General features: G+C 63.6%; 1 protein-coding gene. It reads right to left on the bottom strand.

Translation table 11 applies throughout. The features are described from left to right. Positions 1–401 (bottom strand): P-type ATPase actuator domain-containing protein (locus tag FOI68_RS23000; RefSeq protein ID WP_483296180.1); only part of this gene is annotated, 401 nt, incomplete at both ends.

Raw genomic sequence — 401 nt, 5'->3', positions numbered from 1 at the left:
CCGCGAGGCTGCCCGTTGTCCCGGCAACCTTCTCCACCGGCATGGCCTCGCCCGTGAGTGCCGATTGTGTCAGGAACAGATCGCGCGATTCGAGCAGTCGCAGGTCTCCCGGCACCATGTCGCCCGCGCTGAGCAGCACAATGTCCCCCGGTACGAGCTGTTCGAGAAGAATCTCGGAGGCTTCTGGATCGAAGGAGCTGGGCCGCCGCTCCGGCACGGCCGCATTGTCGGCACGCCGGACCGTGACCTGGTTGCGTACCAGTTTGCGCAGTGATTCCGCTTGTACCTGTGATTTCCGCTCCTGCCAGAAGCGCAGCGCTGTGCTCAAAACCACCATGACCGTCATCACAGAGGCTGCCTTCAAATCGCCCGTCAGCGCGGAGACCACCCCGAGCACAATG

Origin of the sequence: Brevibacillus sp. LEMMJ03 (genome assembly GCF_007197875.1) — a bacterium.
Taxonomy (GTDB): Bacteria; Bacillota; Bacilli; order Brevibacillales; family Brevibacillaceae; genus Brevibacillus; species Brevibacillus thermoruber.
The sequence above is the reverse complement of the archived record's forward strand: the minus strand, read 5'-3'. Positions and strand labels throughout refer to the sequence as shown.